The following is a 21468-nucleotide window of genomic DNA, read 5'->3' on the forward strand; positions in this document are numbered from 1 at the left end:
GTCACCCCAGCGCACGGGTCACCCCGAGCGCACGGGCCACCCGCGGCTCACCGCGGCTCGGGCGGCCGCTGCCGCGGCATGTTCGGCCGGGCCGGACCGGGTGGGGCCGGGAAGCGGCCCGGGGGCACGGCCGGGTCCTGGCGGGTCGAGCCCGCCATCGCCGACTGGATGCCCAGCGGCGCGCCCCCGGTGCGGAACTCCAGCATCCAGTCCGCCGTCTCCACCCGCACCAGTTCCGTCACGTCCTCCGAGAACCGCCGCAGCACCGACAGGCACCGCTCCGCCGCCTCGCTCGCCGTGCCCTCCGCCGGGCCCAGCACCTCGCGCACACTCTCCGAGGCCCAGTCGAACTGGAGCACCTGGAGCCGCCGCTGCACCGCCTGGGCCGTCGCCACGTCCCGCATCCACCCGGACGTCATCCCGAAGAACCGGTCCGCGGCCACACACGCCACCCCGAGGAGCAGCGCCAGGTAGCCGTAGGAGGCGGCGCCTCCCGCCACCCCGGTGAGATCGAGCAGCGGCAGCGCCGCCCCGGTCACCGTGCCCAACGCGGCCCCGCCCCGCAGCACCCGCGCGCACCGTCGCTTCCACACCCGGTCCGCGACGTACCAGGCCGCCGTCTCCAGCGCCCCGCGCTCCACCCACCGGTACAGCTCGTCCAGCCGGACCGCCGGCTCGCCCCAGTCCCCGAGCGGGAACGCCCGCCCGGTCAGGTCGCCCGGCCACGTCCCGGCCGCCCCCTCGCCGTGCCCGTCCCGAGGACGGCCCTCGGGCTGCATCTCCGGCTGACCCACCCGGTACTCCCTACTGACCCCTGCTGATCCTGCGGACGCCGACTGCCTCCGGTCGGTCCCCGGCCGACCCCCCGCTGATGTGCCGGACCCTTCCTACCGCCCAATGGGTGGCGGAGTCGGGGGTTCGCTCCCTTTTACGCCCGGATGGTGGCCGTGATCAGGTATAGGGCGCGACCGCAACTCACTCGAAAGAGTGGCGGGGCGACGGCCCTCCCGACCACGTAGGCTCGTGCCGAACGGAAAATCCCGGATCGACGGAGTGAGCCGACCGGCCGACCGACCCGACCGGCCGACTCGACCGACCAAGGAGCTGAATCGTGATCCCCGGTGGTGGCCAGCCCAACATGCAGCAGCTGCTCCAGCAGGCCCAGAAGATGCAGCAGGACCTGGCGAGGGCTCAGGAGGAACTCGCGCGCACGGAGGTCGAGGGCCAGGCGGGCGGCGGTCTGGTGAAGGCCACCGTCACCGGCGCCGGCGAACTGCGTGCACTGAAGATCGACCCGCAGGCGGTGGACCCGGAGGACACCGAGACCCTCGCCGACCTGATCGTGGCGGCCGTCCAGGCGGCCAACGAGAACGCCCAGAACCTCCAGCAGCAGAAGCTCGGCCCGCTCGCCCAGGGTCTGGGCGGCGGCGGCATCCCCGGTCTGCCTTTCTAAGACGGGCCGCGGACCTCTACCGTACGTAGTGCAGGAACCCCAGGAAGGACGGCAGTCCGTTGTACGAAGGCGTGGTGCAGGACCTCATCGACGAACTCGGGCGGCTGCCCGGCGTCGGTCCCAAGAGCGCCCAGCGGATCGCCTTCCACATCCTCCAGGCGGAACCGACCGACGTACGGCGTCTCGCGCACGCCCTCATGGAGGTCAAGGCGAAGGTCCGCTTCTGCGCGACCTGCGGCAACGTCGCGCAGGAGGAGCTGTGCGCCATCTGCCGCGACACCCGCCGCGACCCCGCGGTCATCTGTGTCGTGGAGGAGCCCAAGGACGTCGTGGCCATCGAGCGCACCCGGGAGTTCCGGGGCCGCTACCACGTCCTGGGCGGGGCGATCAGCCCCATCGACGGAGTGGGCCCCGACGACCTGCGCATCCGGGAACTCCTGGCGCGCCTGGCCGACGGCACGGTCACGGAGCTCATCCTGGCCACGGACCCGAATCTCGAGGGCGAGGCCACGGCCACGTACCTCGCCCGCATGATCAAGCCCATGGGCCTGAAGGTCACCCGCCTGGCCAGCGGCCTCCCGGTGGGTGGCGACCTGGAATACGCGGACGAGGTCACCCTCGGCCGCGCCTTCGAGGGGAGACGACTCCTAGATGTCTGACGCCACGCTGCACGCGACCCACCAGAACCCGGACGACTTCGCCGTCCAGATCGCCGACCAGATCGAGAGCTTCCTGGTCGCCGTCACGGAGGTCGCGAAGGGCGACGAACCGGACTCGGCCGTCCCCTTCCTCCTCCTGGAGGTCTCCCAACTGCTGCTGGCCGGCGGTCGGCTGGGCGCCCACGAGGACATCGTCCCCGACGAGCGCTACGAGCCCGACCCCGGCCCGGAGGCCGACGTGGACGACCTCCGCGAGAACCTCGCCCGGCTGCTGGAGCCGATCGACGTCTACTCCGAGGTCTTCGACCCCTACGAGCCGCGCAAGGCGCCCGTCCCGGCCCGCATCTCCGACGACCTCACCGACGTCATCACCGACCTGCGTCACGGCATGGCCCACTACCGTGCGGGCCGCACCTCGGAGGCGCTGTGGTGGTGGCAGTTCTCCTACTTCTCCAACTGGGGCTCCACGGCGTCCGCGACCCTGCGCGCCCTCCAGTCCGTGGTCGCCCACGTCCGCCTGAACCAGCCCCTGGCCGAACTCGACGGCCTGGACACGGACCAGGGAATGGGCGACGACACCCTGGAGTTCGAGGCGGGCAAGGTCATGGCGGAGGAGATCGCGGGTCCCCTGGGCCTGCGCTCACCGGTCCAGTAACGGGCGAGCACCGCACACCGCTCCACACGCGCCCTCTCATCCCCCGGGACGACCTCCCAGCACCGCCAGCAGCCGCTCCGCCGGGACGTACGGCGCGGTGGTCGTGGGTTCGCTGTACCAGCGCAGCGGCCAGGTGTTGCCGGCGAGCGCGGGGACGCCGAGGTAGGTGACCGACCGGCCGTCCCGGCCGCCGAGCTGCTGCACCCCGAGCGGCCAGTCGTGGCGCCGCACGGCCCCCGGCGGCAGCAGGAAGTACACCCAGCGGCTCCGCGCCGCCTCGCACACGATCGGCCCGGCGTCCTCCTCCGTCGCCTCGATCAGATGCTCGGCGACCAGCTCCCCGCGCAGCCCCTCGATCCGCACGGCGTCGAAGTGGACGCCCACGACGTGCAGTTGGTGGCCGAGGAGGGGGACCCATTCGGGTCGGTGAAGTGCGTTCGTCACGGTCACACCATGTCGAGCGACACGCTACGCTCGGTAGCGACTGAGGTGATACACGCCGGGGTGTATCCGTCGGAGGTGCGTGCCGTGTCGGGCCAGTACAACGTCCAGCCCCCCGCCGCCTGGCGCTACAGCGGCAACCAGATGAAGCGCTGGCGCACGAAGGCGAACGTCAGCCGCGAGCAGCTCGCGGCCGCGGCCAACTACTCACCCGACACCATCAAGTCGATGGAACAGGGGGTACGGATGCCGACCCCGCGGGTCCTGGACGTCGCCGACGAACTGTGCCGTGCCGAGGGCTTGTTGAGCGCGGCGAAGGACTACTTGCAGCGGGAGAAGTTTCCGGCGCGGGCGCAGGACTTCATGGAACGGGAGAAGGAGGCGATCAGTCTCTGGTGGTACGAAGTCACCCTGATCCCCGGCCTGTTGCAGACACTGGGCTACGCCCGCACGCTGATCGAGAACCGCTATCCACCGCTGGACGAGGAGACGATGGAGGAGCGGATCGCGGCCCGCATGGAACGGCAGGCGATCCTGACCAGGCGCAAGCCGCCGGTCGGACTGAGCTTCGTCCTGTACGAGGCGGCGCTGCGCAGCCCTTTGGTGGACGAGGAACAGCTCAGTCGTCTGCTGGACGTCTCCCGCCTGCGGAACGTCGCCTTGCAGGTGCTCCCGTTCGACCGGGCAGTCCCCGCGGCTCTCCTGGGATCCATGGTGCTGTTGGAGACCCGTGACCACGAGCGTTTCGCCTTCGCGGAGGGGCCCCTCGCCAGCGAATTGTCGGCCGATCCGGGGGTTGTCAACCGCGTGTCGGAGCGGCTTAGCATGATCCGCACGCAGGCTCTCAGCCCTGCTGAGTCGGTCTGCTTCATCGAGGGGATGGTGGATCACCCATGAGCGACCAGCTGAACTGGATCAAGTCGAGCCACAGCGACGACGAGGGCGGCGCCTGCGTAGAGGTCGCCGTGAGGAGTGCCGTCCACATCCGCGACTCCAAGAACCGCACGGGCCCCGAGCTCCACGTCTCCGCCCCCGCCTGGTCGGCCTTCGTCGCCGCGGTGCGGCCCGGAGCCTGAGCTGCCCGTGACGCCGTCCGTCTCCCTGGTGAGCCTCTCGTGATCCACCAGAGAGGCACTGGCTGATACCTCGTTCGGATCGCGCTGTCAGCAGTGCTCGTCGGCTTGGTCTTCGAGGGACCGCTCCGTGAGAGTTCCGACGAGGGCAGAGGCGACGAGGGCGACGGCGCTGTCGTCGTCGTGGGCCAGCCGGCGCAGGACCTCCCGCGCGGTGGTTCCGGCAAGCTCGACCAGCGCCTGGGTGAGGCGGATCCGCGTCGCGGAATCCGCAGTGGGCGCGGCCAGTTCGTCGACCAGGGCGGCCGTGATCCGATCCGTGCACCCGGGGTCGAGGGACAGCCTTCCCAGAAGCTCCGCGGCCTCCACGTCGTGGGAGCCCTCCACCACCATGCTGACGAGTGTGGGCACGACCGCGGCCACGCCCTGCCTGCCCAGAGCCAGAGCAGCGTGCCTGCGCACCGTCGCGTCAGGGTCCCCGAGGGCGTCCGCGAGCACCGCGGTGGCACCCGGAGCCTCGGGCATCTCGGCGATCGCCAGCACCGCGCGCCGCCGGATGGCGGCGTCCTCCGAGTGGGTGCCGGCGTGCAGCGTCGCCACGCCGTCGCCGCCCGATCGGGCGAGCGCCCAGCGCAGGGCGCCCGCGACGTGCGGGTCGGATTCGGTCAGGACGGCCCCGGCCAGCAGTTCGGCGGGTACGGGCACGTCCTTCGGCCGAGCCAGGACGGCCTGCTGTCGGCGCGCGGCGCTGGTCGAGTTGAGGTCCCGCATGAGTTCGACGATGCGCAGTACTCCCTGCCAGTCGGTGGGCGCCGACGCGTCGATCGCACGGAGCCGCTCGAGCAGCTCCTGTTCTCGCGCCAGGCGGTCCTCCGTCTGCCGGATGAGGTCGCTGACCAGGGCGGACGGCGTGAAGGCGGGGTCCTCGAGCGCACGCCCGATCTGCTTGAGCGAGAGCCCGAGGGACCGCAGGCTCTCCACGTGGAAGATCCTGCGGACGTCCTCGGCCGAGTACTCGCGGTAGCCACCGACAGTGCGGCCCGTGGGCCGCACCAACCCCAGGGCGTCGTAGTGGCGGAGCATCCGGGTGCTCACCCCGGAGCGGCGGGCCACGTCGCCGATCAGCACACCGCGCCCTCCGAGGCATCCCCGGCCTTCGGGGCCTCCGTGGGCTCGGTCTCCGCGGGCTCGGAGGCCTCCGAGGTGTCGGTGCCTGCCGACGCAGCCGCAGCAGCTGGTTCCGGGCCGAGGGCGACCGCGCGCTTGGCCTCGTCGAGGGCGGCGGTCAAGACGGCCTCCGGGTTCTGCCGGAGCAACTCGGTGGCGCGGGCGTGCGCGGCCACCGCCGGGTCGGAACTCCTCGCGGCCCTTTCCAGGGCGGGCTCGATCACGTCACCGAGGTTGGCCAGGGCCCGGCTCAGACCCCGCTGCACAGCGCTGTCGCCGCGCCCGAGCTGCAGAATCAGATCGGCTGCCAGGTCCTTCTCCTCGTCCTCGGGCACGAGGCCGACCGCGACGCGCCAAGCAGTCCGCGCCACCTCGTCGTCGGCGTCCCGCAGCATGTCGCGGGTGATCCAGGCCCACGTACTCCTGTCGCCGATCTTGGAGAGTGTGTGCAGCGCCTGGCTGCGGGCCTGGGTCCGCTCGGAGCCGAGCTCCTGGCGGATCCGGGGCAGGGTGATCTCGGGCGGGAGACGGGTCAGCGCCCAGGACAGCATGTCCCGTACGAAGAGGTCCGGCTCGACCGCGCACCGCTCGACGAGCGCCTCCAGGAACACGGGGTCGGGATTCGAACCGACCGCCATGGCCGCCCGAAGCCGGACCGACGGGTCCTCGGCGCCCAGGGCGTCGGTCACACGGGTGTGGTGCGGGGGTACGTCGGTCGGGTTGATCGGGACCACCTCCTGCGCCCAAGTGAAGACCTTGTCATCGTGTCAAGGTCAAGTCGTCCGGTGAGGCAGGCCCGCCTCCCTCGCCTGCGACGAGGCCTCGACCCCTCACCCACGACCTGGGCGGCGTCGGGGCCCTGGCGACCGCGCCGACCGGAAGCACCTCGTCATCGAGCGTCCGTGAGCGCCCCGGCGTCTTCGTGACACTCCACGAGCCCGTCGGGGTCATCCTCGCCACCGGGTCGGCGTGTGACGCGAATCGCTTTTCCGAGTGCACGGCCGCAGGCTGGGAATGAGCCCCCCTGCACGGGCGCCGGGGTCTCACCATGCGATACCGCGGAAGGGATTTTCGGACGCTCGATAGACTGAGCCGGCCACGTCTCGCACACCTGTGTGCGGAGCGTGGGACAACGACGGACTGAGCGAGGAGCGCACGTGGGCCTTGTCGTGCAGAAGTACGGAGGCTCCTCCGTAGCCGATGCCGAAGGCATCAAGCGCGTCGCCAAGCGAATCGTGGAAGCCAAGAAGAACGGCCACCAGGTGGTCGCCGTGGTTTCCGCGATGGGCGACACGACGGACGAGCTGATCGATCTCGCCGAGCAGGTTTCCCCGATCCCTGCCGGGCGCGAGCTCGACATGCTGCTGACCGCCGGAGAGCGGATCTCCATGGCCCTGCTGGCCATGGCGATCAAAAACCTGGGCCACAACGCCCAGAGCTTCACCGGCAGCCAGGCAGGTGTCATCACCGACTCGGTCCACAACAAAGCCCGCATCATCGATGTCACGCCGGGCCGTATCCGGGCCTCGGTGGACGAGGGCAACATCGCCATCGTCGCCGGCTTCCAGGGCGTCAGCCAGGACACCAAGGACATCACCACGCTCGGCCGCGGCGGCTCCGACACCACCGCGGTGGCCCTGGCCGCCGCCCTCGACGCCGAGGTGTGCGAGATCTACACCGACGTCGACGGTGTGTTCACCGCCGACCCGCGCGTGGTGAAGAAGGCCCGCAAGATCGACTGGATCTCGTTCGAGGACATGCTCGAACTGGCGGCCTCCGGGTCAAAGGTGCTGCTCCACCGCTGTGTGGAGTACGCCCGCCGGTACAACATCCCGATCCACGTCCGCTCGTCCTTCAGCGGGCTCCAGGGCACGTGGGTCAGCAGCGAGCCGATTCAGCAAGGGGACAAGCAGGTGGAGCAGGCCATCATCTCCGGTGTCGCGCACGACACCTCCGAGGCCAAGGTCACGGTCGTCGGTGTCCCGGACAAGCCCGGCGAGGCCGCCGCGATCTTCCGCGCCATCGCCGACGCCGAGATCAACATCGACATGGTGGTGCAGAACGTGTCCGCCGCCTCCACTGGCCTGACGGACATCTCCTTCACCCTGCCCAAGACCGAGGGCCGCAAGGCCATCGACGCCCTGGAGAAGGCGAAGACCGCCATCGGCTTCGACTCCCTGCGGTACGACGACCAGATCGGCAAGATCTCCCTCGTCGGCGCCGGCATGAAGACCAACCCGGGCGTCACCGCGGACTTCTTCACCGCGCTGTCCGACGCGGGCGTCAACATCGAGCTGATCTCGACCTCCGAGATCCGCATCTCGGTCGTCACCCGCAAGGACGACGTCCCGGAGGCCGTCCGCGCCGTCCACACCGCCTTCGGGCTCGACTCCGACAGCGACGAGGCCGTCGTCTACGGAGGCACCGGCCGCTGATGGCCGCAACCGAAGGGTCCGCCCGGTCCGCTCGGGCCGGGCGGTCCGCACGTCCGACGCTCGCGGTCGTGGGAGCGACCGGTGCCGTCGGCACCGTCATGCTCCAGATCCTGTCCCAGCGGGCCGACATCTGGGGCGAGATCCGGCTCGTCGCCTCCCCGCGCTCGGCCGGCCGCAGGCTGGTCGTGCGCGGCGAGGAGGTCGAGGTCGTCGCGCTCACCGAGGACGTGTTCGACGGCGTCGACGTCGCGATGTTCGACGTGCCCGACGACGTCGCCGCGCGGTGGGCGCCCCTCGCCGCCGCGCGCGGCGCGGTGGTGGTCGACAACTCCGCCGCGTTCCGCATGGATCCGCAGGTCCCGCTCGTCGTTCCCGAGGTGAATCCGCACACCGTGCGGATGCGGCCGCGCGGACTCCTCGCCAACCCCAGCTGTACCACCCTGTCGATGATCGTCGCCCTCGGCGCGCTGCACGCCGAGTTCGGCCTGCGCGAGCTGGTCGTCTCCTCGTACCAGGCGGTCAGCGGGGCCGGGCACGCGGGCGTGCGGACCCTGCGCGAGCAGTTGTCCCTGGTCGCCGGCACCGAGCTGGGGACCAGCCCCGGTGACGTGCGGCGGGCCGTGGGCGACAACACCGGGCCGTTCCCCGAGCCGGTCGCGCTGAACGTCGTGCCCTGGGCCGGGACGCCCCGCGAGGACGGCTGGTCCTCGGAGGAGATGAAGATCCGGGACGAGTCCCGCAAGATCCTGGGCCTGCCCGCCCTGCCCGTGGCGGTCACCTGCGTTCGCGTACCGGTGATCACCACGCACTCCCTCACCGTGCACGCCCGCTTCGAGGGCGAGGTCACCGTCGACAAGGCCCGCGAGATCCTCGCCACGGCACCCGGCGTCGTCCTCTTCGACAACCCGGACGCCGGGGAGTTCCCCACACCCGCCGACGTCGTGGGCACCGATCCGACCTGGGTCGGGCGGGTCCGCCGGGCCCTGGACGACCCCACGGCGCTCGAACTCTTCGTCTGCGGGGACAACCTGCGCAAGGGTTCCGCCCTCAATACCGCACAAATCGCCGAACTCGTGGCCGCCGAGGCGTAAAAAGCACGGCGTAAAGAGCATGGGTCATACAGGATTCATTTGTAGGATCTCTGTGAGTCGAGGATTTACCTCCCCGCCCTCCGCAACCACGCGGAGGGCGGGGAGCGTCTTTGCGAACACCTCTCTCGGGGCGTGAGGACGCGGTCTTGCGGACGTGGGGACGTCCGGTCCGGGCGTGGGGACGCCCGTTCACATAGGGCTAGGGGAAGAGCGGGACGCATGAGGGCATTTGCTGCGCTGTCGGTTGTGCTGCCTGACGCCGGAGCGAGACGGGCAGACGGCAGACGGGCGACGCCGGATTGCGCAAAAGTGACGCCCGGCATGTACAACCCTTACGGGGGGAAGCGTGTCCAACTGGCGTGGCAGAGGTTCTCGACTTCACAGCGCCGCGTGGCACGGCCTTCCGGCCGCCCCGCCAGGCCATCCGACCCCGCATGCCCGGTACGCCCGGTGGCATGCCGGTGATCGCGCCCATGCCCGCAGCGCGGCCGGCCCGCATCCCCAGTCAGCGCGACAGCGCCACCGACGACGCCGTGGCGGCCGGTACCACTGTCGACCACCTCACCGAGACCTACCGCGCGCACTACCGCTCGCTGCTCGGCCTCGCGGCGCTCCTCCTCGACGACACCGCCTCCTGTGAGGACGTGGTCCAGGAGGCGTTCATCCGCGTCCACTCCGCCCGCAAGCGCGTGCGCGACCCCGAGAAGACGCTGGCGTACCTGCGCCAGACGGTGGTCAACCTCTCCCGCTCGGCCCTGCGCCGCCGCATCCTCGGCCTGAAGCTGCTGTCCAAGCCCATGCCGGACATGGCGAGCGCGGAGGAGGGCGCGTACGACCAGCTCGAGCGCGACTCCCTCATCAAGGCGATGAAGGGCCTCCAGCGCCGCCAGCGCGAGGTGCTGGTGCTGCGTTACTTCGCCGACATGACCGAGGCGCAGGTCGCCGAGACGCTCGGCATATCGCTGGGCTCGGTGAAGGCGTACGGCTCGCGCGGCATCGCGGCGCTGCGGCTTGCCATGGGGGCGTCGGCATGACCGACGGCCACGACGCGCGGCGCGACGGACGGGAGCAGGGGACCGCGCGGGACGCGGACGCCTCCCGGACGGCGGACCAGGGCCGCAGCGCCGACGGCCCGAGCGGGGCCGGGGACCGGAACGGGACCGCGCCGACGGGGGAGCGGACGGAGCCCACACCGGTCGACGCGCCGGGCCCCACACCGTTCGACGAGCCGGGACCCACACCGGTCGACGAGCCGGGGTCCGCGCGGGTCGACGAGTCGGAGTCCGCGCCGACCGGCACGGGGGAGCGGCCGGCATCCGACGACGAGCCGTCGGAACGCACGTCGGGCGGTGAGCGGAGGGGAACCGCTTCGGCCGACGAGCCGTCGAAACCCACGCCGGGCGGCGAGCGGCAGCAGTCCCCGTCCGGGGGGAAGGGGGATCCGTCCGGTGGGGAGGGGGAGCAGTCCGCGTCCGGCGACGAGCCGGTCGAGGCCGCGCCCGCCGGCGAGCCGTCCGCATCCGCGTCGGCATCCGCGTCCGCGTCCGGTGACGACGCGGCGTGGCTGCGCGGGCTGCTGACGTCGTACGGGCAGGAACCGAAGCCGCACACGCAAGAGCGCAAGCAATCGCACGCTGGGAACGGAACTGTGAACCACGGCCCCGAAGACCAGGGCCCCCAAGGGCTCGACTCGGACGAGCTGGACCTGCGCAGGATGCTGCACCAGGCGGTGCAGGAGGTGGAGCCGAGCGACGGCACGCTGGACTACCTGCGCCGGGCGGTCCCCGCCCGCCGGGCACGCAAGCGGCAGGCCCTCGTGGGCATGGCCGCCGCCGCCCTCTTGATCGGCACCGCCGTCCCCGCCCTCGTCCACGTCTCCACCTCCACCGGCCCCGACGCCAACCCGTCCGCCATCGGTCACGCCTCCGAGGCCCAGGGCGGCACCAGTGAGGGCAAGGGCCCCACCGGCACGGAGAGCGGCGACGCCGGCGGTCCCTCGGACAAGGTCGAGGGCACCGGCAAGGGCAACAAGAAGGGCGACGAGGACAAGGGCACCGGTGCCGGTGCCGGTACGGGCGCGACGGAGGGCGCCGACCCGTCGTCCAGCACGGCCGCCGAGACCCCCGCCTGCACGGCCGCGCAGCTCGGCCCCGCCGCGGCGAGCAGCGCCGCGCCGGACGCCATGGGCACGGTCTACGGCTCGTTCCGGGTCGTGAACGGATCCGGCGGGAGCTGCGCCGTGACAGCCCCGGGCAGCGTGAGCGTGGCTCCGCAGGGCGCGGCGGACCCCGCCAAGGTGGTCGCCACCCGCCATGTCGCCGGGGACGCGGCCGCCGGCCTGCCGGACCCGTCCCTGGAGGCGGCCCGGCTTGTCCTCGAGGCGGGGGAGGCGTACGAGGTGCGCTTCGCCTGGGTGCCCTCCGAGACGTGTCCCACCAGCGGCGGCACCACGGACGGCGGCACCGGCGGCCCCTCGCCCGACCCGACCCCCACCGGCGACCCCACGACCACCAACGGCACGTCCACGGGCGGCGAGACGGGCATGACGACCCAGCTCCGCACCGAGGACGGCACGGTCGACGGCAGCGTGACGGTGACCTACACCCCGGAGACCGGCTCGGGCGCGGCCACCACGACGATCAGCAACGCCTGCGCCGGCACGGTCTACTGGACGGGCCTGCACGCGGCCATGTGATCCGCCCCCGCGCCGGCTCCCGCACGACGGGGCGCCGGCCGGGCCGGGGCGTCACACCCCCGACGGACTCGGCTGCCGCCGCTCGCCCTCACCCTCGCCCTGGTCCTCGCTCGCGTCTGCGCCCTTCGGGTCCTGGGCATTCGCGTCTGCGCCCTTCGCGTCCTGGGCCTCGCCCTCGCCGCCGGGGACGACGAGGCCCAGCTCCGCGTCGCGGGCGAACTCCAGCTCGCGGCGCAGCAGACGGAACCACATGAAGACCACGAAGCCCGCGAAGGCGAACCACTCGGCGGTGTAGCCGAGGTTCTGGAACGCCTTCAGGTCCAGTCCCGTGCCGCTCGGGGCGCTGGCGGGCACCGCCTTCATCCCCGCGTCGCCCCGGTTGAGCGTGACCCACGCGTCGTACACGTCGTGGGGCACGAGGTTCACCAGCGAGGCCGCGCTGATCGCCGCGGTCTGCCCGGCGGGCAGCCCGCTGAGGGCCCTCACGCCGTTGTCGCCGGGCGTCTCGGACGCCTGGAGCGCTCCGGTGACGGTGACCTCACCGGCCGGCGGCGCGGGTGCCTTGCGCGCGTCGGGCTCTCCCGGCAGCCAGCCCCGAACGACGGGCAGCACCTTGCCGGAGTCGGTGCGCAGCAGGGTCAGCACGTAGTGGCCGCGCCTGCCCTCCAGGTCCCGCTCCGGCACCAGCAGCTGGTCGGCGTACCGGCCGCGCGCGGTGACCTGCTTGCCCCAGGTCGCCTTGGTGACCGGCAGCAGCTCGTCCAGCGGCCGGGCAGCCTCCCGCCGGCCGGAGGAGACCTGTTCCCGTGCCGTGCGGTGGTCGTCGACGCGGTCCTCGAACCGGCCCAGCTGCCACGAACCCATGAACACGCAGAAGGGGATGGCGAGCAGCAGGAAGACGTTGATCGCCCACCATCGGGGCGTCAGCAGAAACCGGTACACGCCCTCCACGGTACGGGGCCGCCGGGCGTCGACGGGCCGCGGGGTCGCCCGCCCGGCCGATTCTCGCGCCTCTCCTCCACAGGTACGGGTGAAAGATCCGGTGGAGGTTGTCCACAGGCTGGGGACACCGGCCGCACAAGGTCCCTCCGGCCAGGCAGTATGGGGCCATGACTGAGAGCAACGGGTCCGACGCGCTGGACCGGCGGAACCAGACCGAGCGAGTGGAACAGGGCGAAGGGACGCCCGACTGGGAGAAGCGCTTCCGGGCGCCCCGGGTGTCCCTGCCCGAGTGGGCGGAGGACGCGCCCGACCGCTCCCTGTTCGTGTCGAACGCGACGGGGACGTACGAGCTGTACGCGTGGGACCGCTCGACCGGCGAACAGCGCCAGGTGACGAACCGGCCCAACGGCACCACGGACGGCGTGCTCTCGCCCGACGGCGAGTGGATCTGGTGGTTCGACGACAAGGACGGCGACGAGTTCGGCGTCTGGCGCCGCCAGCGGTTCCCCGGCGGCGAGGACGAACTCGCCGCCCCGGGTCTGGACCCGTCGTACCCGGCCGGCCTCGCCCTCGGCCGGGACGACCGCACGGCGGTCGTCGGCCGCTCCACGGACGAGGACGGCACCACGATCCACCTCGTGCGCACCGGCGAGGAACCGGTGGAGATCTACCGCCACCGCGAGTCCGCCGGCGTCGGCGACCTCTCCCACGACGGCACCCTGATCGCGATCGAGCACACCGAGCACGGCGACGCGATGCACTCCGCGCTGCGCGTCCTGCGCCCGGACGGCACGACGGTCACCGAACTCGACGACACCGAGGGCGGCACCCGCGAGCTGGGCCTGGAGGTGCTGGGCTTCGCGCCCGTCGCGGGGGACACCCGCCTGCTCATCGGCCACCAGCGGCGCGGCAGATGGGAGCCCCTGGTCTGGGACGTGGCGACGGACGAGCGGACGGACCTCGCCCTGGACCTGCCCGGTGACGTCAGCGCCGTCTGGTACCCCGACGGCTCCGGCCTGCTGATCGCCCACAGCTTCGAAGCCCGCAGCCAGCTGTTCCGCTACGACCTCTCCGTCCGTGAGCTGGTCGAGGTCCCCACCCCGCCCGGCACCGTCTCGGGGGCCACGGCCCGCCCGGACGGCAGCGTGGAGTACCTGTGGTCGTCGGCGGCCGAACCGCCGTCGGTGCGTTCCACGGCGGGCGGGGTCGTCCTGGACCCGCCCGGGATGAAGTCGCCCGGTTCGGTACCGGTGGAGGACGTGTGGGTGGAGGGCCCCGGCGGCCGCATCCACGCCCTGGTCCAGAAGCCGCGCGGCACGACCGGCCCGCTGCCCACGGTCTTCGACCTCCACGGTGGGCCCACCTGGCACGACAGCGACTCCTTCGCCGCAGGTCCGGCGGCCTGGGTCGACCACGGCTACGCGGTGGTCCGCGTCAACTACCGCGGCTCCACGGGCTACGGCCGTGCCTGGACCGATGCGCTGAAGCACCGGGTCGGCCTGATCGAGCTGGAGGACATCGCCGCGGTCCGCGACTGGGCGATCACCTCCGGCCTCGCCGACCCCGGCCGCCTGATCCTCACCGGCGGCTCCTGGGGCGGCTACCTCACCCTCCTGGGCCTCGGTACCCAGCCCGACGCCTGGGCCCTGGGCATCGCGGTGGTCCCGGTGGCCGACTACGTGACGGCGTACCACGACGAGATGGAAGCGCTGAAGGCCATGGACCGCACGCTGCTCGGCGGCACTCCGGAGGAGGTCCCCGAGCGCTTCGAGGCGTCGTCCCCCCTCACCTACGTCGACCGGGTCAAGGCCCCCGTGTACATCTCGGCGGGCGTGAACGACCCGCGCTGCCCCATCCGCCAGATCGAGAACTACGTCAAGCGCCTGGAGGCGAGGGGCGCGGTCCACGAGGTCTACCGCTACGACGCGGGGCACGGATCCCTGGTGGTGGACGAACGGATCAAGCAGGTGCGACTGGAGCTGGAGTTCGCGGAGCGGCACCTGGGGATGTAGACCCGCCCGGGCGGGCCTGGGCGCGTCGGGCCGGGTGGGCGTGGCTGCCGGTGCGGGCGGGCGTGGGCGCCGGTCCGGTGCCGGTGTCGCCGCGGGCCCGGCGGGGGCGGGGCCTCCTGTGCGGGTGGGGGCGCGGGCGCCGTGCGGGCGGGGCGGCCGGACTGCGTGGTCGCGCCGGGTGGGCGTGGCTGCCGGTGCGGGCGGGCGTGGGCGCCGGTCCGGTGCCGGTGTCGCCGCGGGCCCGGCGGGGGCGGGGCCTCCTGTGCGGGTGGGGCGGCCTGAACGCGTGAATCGGGGCAGGGGTGAGTGCCACCGCCGGATGGTGCGGGCTGCTGGGTGGTGCCGGGTGCCGGGTGCCGGGTGGCGCGGGGTGCCCGGGTCGTGCGTCACGTGGGTCAAGTGTCGCGCTGGGGCACGTGTGCCGCTGGGGCATGCGTCGCCGTCGGTCAGTTCGAGTGCCGCACGCGCAATCGTGCCGAGCCGGGTGCCGGGCGGCGCGGGGATACGCCGGGATGGGCGGTCAAGGTCCGAGCCCTCGTGCCGGGCCGAGCGCATGCCCGGCCGAGCCTCGCGCCGGGGCGAGCGTCGTGCCGGGCACGGGATGCGCCGGGCACGGGATGCGCCGGGCACGGGAAGCGTCGTGTCCGCGGAGCGCCGTGCCTGGGAAGCGCCGTGCCCGGGAAGCGTGCCCGGGGAGCGGCCGCCGTCACGCCCCGGCTCGCTCCCGCCGTCCCCGTCGGCCCAGGAGTTCCGCGAGGCCGCGGCGGGTGGCGGCGAGGACGACCCGGTCCTCGGGGCGCAGGACGTAGGTGTCGGGCAGGTCCCACACCAGCCCCGGCCGCACCGGCTCCGCCCCCGGCTCCCCGTCGGCCACCGCGCGCCGCTCCTCCGACGCCGCCGTGTCCAGCGCCAGCACCCGCCACGCCCCGGCCCGGAACGCCTCGCCGACCGTCCTGCCCTCCAACTGCGGATGCCCGCCGACCTCCACCGCCGCGAACAGCAGCACCCGTCGCTCCACCGGGATCGCGCCGAGGATCTGCCGGCCCATCATCGCCCCGGCGAACGCGGGCGCCGCCAGATGGGTCACACTCCGGCTCCGGGTCAGCGCCCCGGGGTGCGCGGCGCGCAGGGTGCGGTACACGGCCGTCGCGAAGTCGTCGTCGTACAGCCGCAGCACCACCCGCAGATCCGGCCGCACGGAACGCGCGTACAGCACCGCCTCCAGGTTCGTGGTGTCCGCGCTGGTCAGCGCGAGCAGCGCGTCCGCCCGGTGGATCTTCGCGGCCTCCAGGACGCCCTCCTGGGTGACGTCCCCGACCACCACCGGCACCCTCAACCGCCGTGCCGTGGCCATGCCCCGCGCCTCCGGATCCGCCTCGACGCACACCACCGGGATGTGCAGCTCCCGCAGCCGCGTCAGCACCCGCGTCCCGATCTTGCCCAGGCCCAGCAGCACCACGTGCCCGCTCAGCCCCCGCGGCGGCTTGCGCAGCGCGGAGGCGGTCCGGAAGGTCCCCAGCGCCTCCAGCACCGCCGCCAGCAGTACCGGCAGCAGCAGTAACCCGACCAGGCCGGACAGCAGTTGCAGGACCTGACGGCCGGTGGAATCGTGGTGCGCGGGTTCGTTGATCGCGAAGAGGTCGAGCAGGGTGACGTAGGTGGCGTGCAGCGGATGGTCCCGCGTCACCAGCGTCAGCGCCACGGCGAGCGCGACCACGGCCGCCACCAGCCCCGCCAGCGACCACCGCAGCCGCCGCGAGAACAGCGAGGCGAACGGCGGTACCGATGCCCGCCCGGGCGGCAACGGCGTTCCCGAGTACGAGACCTGCTCCAGCACCACCGTCCCGCGTCCCGTCGCCGCCGCCACGGCCGCCTCGTCCGGCAGCAACTGCGGCCCCTGCTCCCCGCTGTTCTCCGAACCCTCCGCACCCGCGGGGTCGTTGCTCGTCGCCGACAGCAACGCCAGCGTGCACAGCCCCGGATCGGCCACCTCACCCGGCCCCGGTGGCCGCCGTTCCACCGCGCGCAGCAGCAACCCGTCCGTGTCGACGACCTTGCCCGTGCCGACGAGAGCGGTGGCGACCAGCGCGGGCGCGGCCGTGTCCGCGTCCGACAACACGGTCGTCGAGGCGTCGATCCCGGCGCCGCCGTCCCCCGCGACGTCACCACCGGCCAAGTCCGCCGCCTGGTCCAGCAGTTCCTCGATGTGCTGCCCCAGACGCCGGTTGTACAGCCGCAGCACGAGCCGCAGCCGGGGGTTGAAGCGGCGGGCGGTGAGGGCGGCGCGGATGTTGGTCTCGTCGTCGTCGTAGACGAGGGCGAGCGCGGCGGCCCGTTCCACACCCGCCTCGGCGAGCACCGCCTCGGTCGGCTCGGCGGCCTCCACCACCCGTTCCACCGGGGCCGGTTCGGGCGGGGCGCTGCCGCGGTTGACGGCGGCGTTGACGACCCGGTCGAGGAGCGCGGCGGCGGCCCGGGCGCGTCCCACGACCGGCTGCCGCACCCGGCGCCCGGACGGCGGCACGACGAGTGTGACCTGTTCGCCGTACACGTTCCGCAGTTCCGCGGCCAGCCGGTGCACCAGCCCGTCGTCCCCGCACACGACCATGTGCGCGGACGGATCGCCCGGCGTCCCCTGATTCGGAAGGCTCACCACGGGGGGAAAGACTGCCTCATCCGGACGTCGGGTTCCATACATGATCGACAACGGTACGGTGGCGGCAGGCTGAACGCCGGTGCCCTGCCCTCCGTACAGGGGAGGGGGGACCCGAGCACCCCCGGCCGCTCGCGTGCGAAACCCGGAGGTAGCCGGCCCGTGGCCATCACCAAGCCGAATCCGGAACCGGCGTCGGGATCGGCGCCGGCGTCTGCACCGCGGTCGGGGTCGGGGTCCGAGCCGGGGTCGGGGTCGGGGCCGAAGGCGGCGTCCGAGCCGGGAGGGACGCCGGAGCCGGTGTCGGTGTGCGAGCCGCCGTCGGACTCGAGGTCGGCGTCCGAGCCGGGACCGGCGTCGGAGCCGCTGCCGCTGCCGCAGCCGCAGCCGGCGTCCGTGGCCCCGGCGGCCGAGGACTCCCGGCACCAGCTCAACTCCCCGCTCCTCCTCACCCTGCTCCTCCTCACCGGGGTGATGTTCCAGGACCTGATCCGCGGCGCCCTGGCCGCACCGGTGCTGCAGAGCTGGATGACGGTCTTCGTGGCGGTGACCGTCCAGGCCCTCCCCTTCCTCGTGCTCGGCGTCCTGCTGTCCGCCGCGATCGCCGTGTTCGTCCCGGCCTCCTTCTTCGCCCGCGCCCTGCCGAAGCGCCCCGCCCTGGCCGTACCGGTCGCGGGTGCCGCGGGCGCGGTGCTCCCCGGCTGCGAGTGCGCCTCCGTGCCCGTGGCCGGGGCGCTCGTCCGCAGGGGAGTGGCCCCGGCGGCGGCCCTCGCCTTCCTGCTGTCCGCCCCCGCGATCAATCCGATCGTCCTGACCGCGACGGCCGTGGCCTTCCCGGGCAACCCGGAGATGGTCCTCGCCCGCTTCATGGCGAGCCTGCTGGTGGCGTGCGCGATGGGCTGGCTGTGGCAGCGCCTCGGGCGTACGGAGTGGCTGCGCCCACCGGCCCGTTCCGGTCATGAAGGAGACGGCAAGGGGGCGGCGTTCTGGGGCTCGGTGCGGCACGACATCATGCACGCGGGCGGCTTCCTGGTGGTCGGCGCGATGGCCGCGGCGACACTGAAGGCGGTCGTCCCGGCCGAGTGGCTGCGCGCCGCGGCCGACCACCCGGTGCTGTCGGTGCTCGCGCTGGCGGTCCTCGCCGTACTGTTGTCGATCTGCTCGGAGGCGGACGCGTTCGTGGCGGCGTCGCTGACCCAGTTCTCGCTGACGGCCCGGCTCGCGTTCCTGGTCGTGGGCCCGATGATCGACCTGAAACTCTTCGCGATGCAGACGGGCACCTTCGGCCGGTCCTTCGCCCTGCGCTTCGCCCCGGCGACCTTCGCGCTGGCGGTGGCTGTCTCGGCCGTGACGGGGGTGATCCTCCTGTGAACGGAACCCGGACGACCCGAGGAACCCGTCGGCCCCGCCTCCTGCCCCGGCCCCTGAACCACCAGGCCCAGGCAGCCGTCCTGTTCCTCCTCGGGGCGACCGTCCTCCACACCGCACTGACCGACCTGCACCTGCGCTACGTCAAGGCCGGCCTGCGCCCCCTGCTCCTGCTCTCGGGCGCGGTACTGATCGCGACGGCCGCGGCGACGGTCTGGTACGCGTGGCGCCACCGCACGGACGAGGAGCCCCACCAGCAGGCGGACCAGGGGCCCCACGAGCAGGCGGACCAGGAGCCCCACCAGCAGGCGGACCAGGGGCCCCACCAGCACCTGGAACCCCGCGTCGCCTGGCTCCTGACCCTCCCCCTCCTCGCCCTGATCCTGGTGGCCCCACCGGCCCTGGGCTCGTACAGCGCCACCCACACGGGCACGGCCCTCCAGAAACCCCTCGGCTTCCCGGACCTCCCCGCCGGGGGCCACGGCCCGCTGCGGCTGGGGGTGGAGGAGTACGCGGCCCGCGCGGTCTACGACGAGGGCCGCCACCTGCGGGGCCGCGCCATCCGGCTCACCGGCTTCGTGGCCGTGGACCGCACCGGCACCCCGTACCTGGCACGGATGTCGCTCAACTGCTGCGCGGCCGACGCCCGCCCCGTCAAGATCGCCCTGACCGGCGCCGTCCCCCCGGTCCTCCGCCCCGACAGCTGGCTGGAGCTCACCGGCACCTACACCCCGCGCCGCACCAAGGACCCGGTCAACGCCGGCCCCGTCCCGTACTTCGAGGTCACCGGGGCCAAGCCGATACGGCCCCCGCGCGACCCGTACGACGACCCGTGGGCCGGCTGAGGACGCCGGCCCCGAGGACGTACGCCGGCCCTCAGGACTGGTACGGCTGCTGCTGCGGCTGTCCGTACCCGTGGCCGCCGGGCCCTCCCTGACCGCTCGCGGCCTGCGCCTGGAACTGTTCCGCCTGCTCCTGGGTGACCCGCTGTTCCGCACCGCAGAACGTGCACTGCGTGGCGTACTTCGTGGAGACCGGGAAGAGCGGCACGAAGAACAGCGTGAATTTCGTGACCCGCTTCCTGAGGGTGTGCGCGGAGGGATTGCCGCACTGCCCGCAGACCAGTGTGAGGATCGCGAGCTGGTACAGGTACCCCTTGGTGCCAAAGATGATCATGCTGTTCGTCCTTCCCGAGCCGGTGTCCGCCGGACCGCCGCCGAATGGCCGCGCCCCTCAGTGGAACTCGTGCACGACCTCGATCGTGCCGACGATGTGGGCGTTGAACTCGTCGAGCTCCTCCGCGGGTACCCACAGCTCGAGGATCGTCCGCCCACCCGCCCGCTGAACCGGGTACCGCCGCAGGAAGTCCGACTCGACCTCGAACCGGGTGACGAAACCGGCACCGTCGTGCTTGACGTTCCAGTCACGGGCGATCTTGACGGCGTACTCCTCGTTGAGCACGGGATAGAAGATCGGCTGCTCGGGCAGGCGCGGCGGCCAGGCCCGCCACCCGAGTTCGCGCACCAGTTCCAGCTCCTTCGGCCCAGTGGGCCGCCACAGGGTGGTCGTCGCCACCGCACGCGTGCCGTTCACGGTTCCTCACTCCCGTACCACCCGCCCAGCCGCCGCCGATGCCGCACCGCATCCGCGACCAGCGCGGGCCCGAGAACCGGTCGGGTCCGGAGGGACGCCCCGCGCAGAGCCCCCGACGCTATCGACGGACCCCGTGTGGTGACCACCGAGTTCCGAGCGAGCAGCCCACTGGGCAGGGCGTCCCCCCGCCGGGCAGGTCCTCCCGGTCCCGACGAGCCGCCACCGACGGGCGGCCGGCCCCGGCAGGGGGGAGGCACCTCACCGAGGCGGACGGGGCCTCACCGAAACTTCTTGCGCCCGCCGGGGGCGAGCCTGGAAGATCGCTCGGGTATGTCTACCGGACCCCTCAACGGGGCTCCAGCAAAGGGGGGTTCATGCACAACGGACACCGCGCCGCGTTCGTGGCGCTGGGTGCCGCAGTGCTCTCACTGACACTGGGCACGCTGCCCGGTGCCGCCCACGCCGCCGGCCACGAGCACGGCGGCCGTGCCGGAGAGACGGCGCTGAGCAGGGAGGGCTACTGGCCCATGGAAGAGGCGCCCGGCGGGATCGCCCCCAACCTCGAGCCGGGCGGTCTGCCGCTGACGCTGAACGGCGACGCCCGGATCTACCGCGCCGAGGACATCTTCCAGGACGCCGCACTGGTCGACCAGGGCGACCTCAGGCTGGACGGCGACGGCGACTGGGCCGAGACGTCCGCGCCTCCGGTCGCCGGGGACGGCAGCTTCACCCTGGCCGCTCGCGCCCGCCTGACCGCGGCCGACGCCAGGACGCAGACCGTCCTCTCCCTCCCCGGTTCCGAGACCGACCGCCTCGCGATCCGCTACCAGGCGGCGAGCGGGAAGTGGGAAGTCGTGGTGGCCACCAAGGACAAGGCGAAGGCTCCGCGCGTGGTCGTCACCGAGGAGCAGGCCCTGCCCGACGACGACCCCTACGGCGTGGGCGACCACTTGGCCGTCGTCTTCGACGCCCCCGCACACGAGCTGCGCCTCTATGTGAACGGCCAGTTGGCCGACACGTCGGTTGCCGTGGACACGACCTCGTGGACGGCTTCGGGCGGCCTCCAGGTGGGCCGCTCGGCGACGCACGGCGACTACTTCGACGGCACCGTGGACGAGGTGCGCGCCTACTCCGGCGTGGCGAGTCCCACGATGATCAGCCAGATGTCCGCGCTGACGGGGTTGCCCCACCTCTGAGCCCATGGCGGGCGGTCACGCGCGGAGCGTGTGAT

Annotated in this window: 21 protein-coding genes; 13 read left to right on the top strand and 8 right to left on the bottom strand. The window is 72.8% G+C overall.

Annotation, left to right across the window (positions count from 1 at the left end):
- Positions 1 to 47: 47 nt before the first annotated feature.
- Positions 48 to 794, bottom strand: a complete 747-nt coding sequence (locus ACFYOV_RS06885; RefSeq protein WP_389083687.1) for an SLATT domain-containing protein — start codon at positions 792 to 794, stop codon at positions 48 to 50.
- Positions 795 to 1111: 317 nt separating this feature from the next.
- Here ACFYOV_RS06885 and ACFYOV_RS06890 point away from each other — a divergent pair, with 317 nt between their 5' ends.
- From ACFYOV_RS06890 to ACFYOV_RS06900, 3 genes are read left to right on the top strand one after another with little or no spacing between them, the layout of a single operon-like run.
- Complete coding sequence (locus ACFYOV_RS06890; RefSeq protein ID WP_389083690.1) at positions 1112 to 1453, top strand: YbaB/EbfC family nucleoid-associated protein; 342 nt, start codon at positions 1112 to 1114, stop codon at positions 1451 to 1453.
- Between the two features lie 59 nt (positions 1454 to 1512).
- Entirely contained in the window at positions 1513 to 2112 is a 600-nt protein-coding gene (recR, locus tag ACFYOV_RS06895) for a recombination mediator RecR (RefSeq protein WP_389083692.1), read from the top strand.
- Positions 2105 to 2767 carry a DUF5063 domain-containing protein gene (locus tag ACFYOV_RS06900; protein ID WP_389083694.1) on the top strand — a complete coding sequence of 221 codons (663 nt, stop codon included), beginning with the start codon at positions 2105 to 2107 and terminating at the stop codon, positions 2765 to 2767. Before recR ends, ACFYOV_RS06900 begins: the two co-directional genes overlap by 8 nt.
- 36 nt (positions 2768 to 2803) lie before the next feature.
- On the opposite strand, the gene ACFYOV_RS06905 is transcribed toward ACFYOV_RS06900, so the two are convergent.
- Positions 2804 to 3217 carry a hypothetical protein gene (locus ACFYOV_RS06905; protein WP_389083697.1) on the bottom strand — a complete coding sequence of 138 codons (414 nt, stop codon included), beginning with the start codon at positions 3215 to 3217 and terminating at the stop codon, positions 2804 to 2806.
- Positions 3218 to 3352: 135 nt separating this feature from the next.
- Here ACFYOV_RS06905 and ACFYOV_RS06910 point away from each other — a divergent pair, with 135 nt between their 5' ends.
- Complete coding sequence (locus ACFYOV_RS06910; protein WP_389084110.1) at positions 3353 to 4105, top strand: helix-turn-helix transcriptional regulator; 753 nt, start codon at positions 3353 to 3355, stop codon at positions 4103 to 4105.
- Positions 4102 to 4284, top strand: coding sequence for a DUF397 domain-containing protein (locus tag ACFYOV_RS06915; RefSeq protein ID WP_389083699.1), 183 nt, complete (start codon positions 4102 to 4104; stop codon positions 4282 to 4284). The genes ACFYOV_RS06910 and ACFYOV_RS06915 overlap by 4 nt, the downstream gene beginning before the upstream one ends.
- Before the next feature lie 87 nt (positions 4285 to 4371).
- On the opposite strand, the gene ACFYOV_RS06920 is transcribed toward ACFYOV_RS06915, so the two are convergent.
- On the bottom strand, positions 4372 to 5409 hold the full coding sequence (locus ACFYOV_RS06920) for a MerR family transcriptional regulator (RefSeq protein WP_389083701.1): 1038 nt from the start codon (positions 5407 to 5409) through the stop codon (positions 4372 to 4374).
- Complete coding sequence (locus tag ACFYOV_RS06925; RefSeq protein WP_389083704.1) at positions 5403 to 6137, bottom strand: HEAT repeat domain-containing protein; 735 nt, start codon at positions 6135 to 6137, stop codon at positions 5403 to 5405. The genes ACFYOV_RS06920 and ACFYOV_RS06925 overlap by 7 nt, the downstream gene beginning before the upstream one ends.
- A gap of 468 nt (positions 6138 to 6605) precedes the next feature.
- Here ACFYOV_RS06925 and ACFYOV_RS06930 point away from each other — a divergent pair, with 468 nt between their 5' ends.
- The 4 genes from ACFYOV_RS06930 to ACFYOV_RS06945 all read left to right on the top strand — a co-directional run bounded on the left by ACFYOV_RS06930 (position 6606) and on the right by ACFYOV_RS06945 (position 11669).
- The gene (locus tag ACFYOV_RS06930; protein ID WP_389083707.1) at positions 6606 to 7883 is read left to right on the top strand and encodes an aspartate kinase; all 1278 of its coding nucleotides are present in this window, start codon (positions 6606 to 6608) and stop codon (positions 7881 to 7883) included.
- A complete protein-coding gene (locus ACFYOV_RS06935; RefSeq protein WP_389083709.1) occupies positions 7883 to 8974 on the top strand; it encodes an aspartate-semialdehyde dehydrogenase in 1092 nt (363 codons plus the stop codon). Before ACFYOV_RS06930 ends, ACFYOV_RS06935 begins: the two co-directional genes overlap by 1 nt.
- Before the next feature lie 359 nt (positions 8975 to 9333).
- Positions 9334 to 10008: a SigE family RNA polymerase sigma factor gene (locus tag ACFYOV_RS06940; protein ID WP_389083712.1), complete on the top strand. Its 675-nt coding sequence runs from the start codon at positions 9334 to 9336 to the stop codon at positions 10006 to 10008.
- A complete protein-coding gene (locus ACFYOV_RS06945) occupies positions 10005 to 11669 on the top strand; it encodes a hypothetical protein (protein ID WP_389083715.1) in 1665 nt (554 codons plus the stop codon). Before ACFYOV_RS06940 ends, ACFYOV_RS06945 begins: the two co-directional genes overlap by 4 nt.
- Before the next feature lie 51 nt (positions 11670 to 11720).
- On the opposite strand, the gene ACFYOV_RS06950 is transcribed toward ACFYOV_RS06945, so the two are convergent.
- A complete protein-coding gene (locus tag ACFYOV_RS06950) occupies positions 11721 to 12611 on the bottom strand; it encodes an SURF1 family protein (protein WP_389083717.1) in 891 nt (296 codons plus the stop codon).
- A 167-nt stretch (positions 12612 to 12778) separates the two neighbouring features.
- Between ACFYOV_RS06950 and ACFYOV_RS06955 the strand changes: the two genes are divergently transcribed.
- On the top strand, positions 12779 to 14623 hold the full coding sequence (locus ACFYOV_RS06955; protein ID WP_389083720.1) for a S9 family peptidase: 1845 nt from the start codon (positions 12779 to 12781) through the stop codon (positions 14621 to 14623).
- A 706-nt stretch (positions 14624 to 15329) separates the two neighbouring features.
- Here ACFYOV_RS06955 and ACFYOV_RS06960 read toward each other — a convergent pair.
- Complete coding sequence (locus ACFYOV_RS06960) at positions 15330 to 17231, bottom strand: NAD-binding protein (protein ID WP_389084112.1); 1902 nt, start codon at positions 17229 to 17231, stop codon at positions 15330 to 15332.
- Positions 17232 to 17648: 417 nt separating this feature from the next.
- Here ACFYOV_RS06960 and ACFYOV_RS06965 point away from each other — a divergent pair, with 417 nt between their 5' ends.
- Together ACFYOV_RS06965 and ACFYOV_RS06970 are read left to right on the top strand one after the other, a co-directional pair.
- A complete protein-coding gene (locus ACFYOV_RS06965; protein WP_389084115.1) occupies positions 17649 to 18647 on the top strand; it encodes a permease in 999 nt (332 codons plus the stop codon).
- Positions 18648 to 18700: 53 nt separating this feature from the next.
- Positions 18701 to 19489, top strand: a complete 789-nt coding sequence (locus ACFYOV_RS06970) for a TIGR03943 family putative permease subunit (RefSeq protein ID WP_389084117.1) — start codon at positions 18701 to 18703, stop codon at positions 19487 to 19489.
- A 31-nt stretch (positions 19490 to 19520) separates the two neighbouring features.
- Here ACFYOV_RS06970 and ACFYOV_RS06975 read toward each other — a convergent pair whose 3' ends face one another.
- Positions 19521 to 19820 (bottom strand): zinc-ribbon domain-containing protein, encoded by a 300-nt coding sequence (locus ACFYOV_RS06975; protein WP_389083722.1) that lies wholly within the window; start codon positions 19818 to 19820, stop codon positions 19521 to 19523.
- A 57-nt stretch (positions 19821 to 19877) separates the two neighbouring features.
- A complete protein-coding gene (locus tag ACFYOV_RS06980; protein ID WP_389083725.1) occupies positions 19878 to 20237 on the bottom strand; it encodes a hypothetical protein in 360 nt (119 codons plus the stop codon).
- Between the two features lie 374 nt (positions 20238 to 20611).
- Here ACFYOV_RS06980 and ACFYOV_RS06985 point away from each other — a divergent pair, with 374 nt between their 5' ends.
- Positions 20612 to 21433 (top strand): LamG domain-containing protein, encoded by an 822-nt coding sequence (locus ACFYOV_RS06985; protein WP_389083727.1) that lies wholly within the window; start codon positions 20612 to 20614, stop codon positions 21431 to 21433.
- Positions 21434 to 21468 lie beyond the last annotated feature (35 nt).

The organism is Streptomyces sp. NPDC005931 (assembly GCF_042871235.1).
In the GTDB taxonomy this organism is placed as follows: Bacteria; Actinomycetota; Actinomycetes; order Streptomycetales; family Streptomycetaceae; genus Streptomyces.

What these genes read in the sequence shown, in the direction of transcription:
- ACFYOV_RS06935 (WP_389083709.1), top strand. Translation starts at nt 7,883, where the DNA reads ATGGCCGCAACCGAAGGGTCCGCCCGGTCCGCTCGGGCCGGGCGGTCC.
- ACFYOV_RS06910 (WP_389084110.1), top strand. Translation starts at nt 3,353, where the DNA reads ATGAAGCGCTGGCGCACGAAGGCGAACGTCAGCCGCGAGCAGCTCGCG.
- ACFYOV_RS06985 (WP_389083727.1), top strand. Translation starts at nt 20,612, where the DNA reads ATGCACAACGGACACCGCGCCGCGTTCGTGGCGCTGGGTGCCGCAGTG.
- ACFYOV_RS06955 (WP_389083720.1), top strand. Translation starts at nt 12,779, where the DNA reads ATGACTGAGAGCAACGGGTCCGACGCGCTGGACCGGCGGAACCAGACC.
- ACFYOV_RS06945 (WP_389083715.1), top strand. Translation starts at nt 10,005, where the DNA reads ATGACCGACGGCCACGACGCGCGGCGCGACGGACGGGAGCAGGGGACC.
- ACFYOV_RS06900 (WP_389083694.1), top strand. Translation starts at nt 2,105, where the DNA reads ATGTCTGACGCCACGCTGCACGCGACCCACCAGAACCCGGACGACTTC.
- ACFYOV_RS06915 (WP_389083699.1), top strand. Translation starts at nt 4,102, where the DNA reads ATGAGCGACCAGCTGAACTGGATCAAGTCGAGCCACAGCGACGACGAG.
- ACFYOV_RS06960 (WP_389084112.1), bottom strand. Translation starts at nt 17,231, where the DNA reads ATGGTCGTGTGCGGGGACGACGGGCTGGTGCACCGGCTGGCCGCGGAA.
- ACFYOV_RS06975 (WP_389083722.1), bottom strand. Translation starts at nt 19,820, where the DNA reads ATGATCATCTTTGGCACCAAGGGGTACCTGTACCAGCTCGCGATCCTC.